Source organism: Pseudoalteromonas sp. S3178, assembly GCF_005886985.1.
In the GTDB taxonomy this organism is placed as follows: Bacteria; Pseudomonadota; Gammaproteobacteria; order Enterobacterales; family Alteromonadaceae; genus Pseudoalteromonas; species Pseudoalteromonas carrageenovora.
The window spans coordinates 1-262 of sequence record NZ_PNCW01000314.1; the positions used below are offsets into that span (position 1 = coordinate 1).

Consider the following 262-nt stretch of genomic DNA (forward strand, 5'->3'; position numbering starts at 1 on the left):
CCTGAACGCTTACTTCGCGTAGTGCCAGCTCTGGGTAAACCACTTTGAGTGCGCAGCTACCTACGGCAACGGTGTTTTGATCAAATTGTCCATTTGCAAGTAAGCGAGCCGCTTCGTTGGTGCCTTTGGGCACGGGCTTGGTTTGTACCTGATGAGCATTGACCCAATGACCAATTTGGTTCAGAGCTGCTGGGTGGGATGCTACATGCGTAATTTTAGCTGTCTTGTTCAATCCAAAAACACACATTTCGATGGGCATATA

1 pseudogene is annotated in these 262 nt (G+C 48.5%); it reads right to left on the reverse strand.

The annotated features are described in order from the left end of the window. Positions 1-232, reverse strand: a pseudogene (locus CWC11_RS21110) (gamma subclass chorismate mutase AroQ); the annotation flags it as partial. Positions 233-262 lie beyond the last annotated feature (30 nt).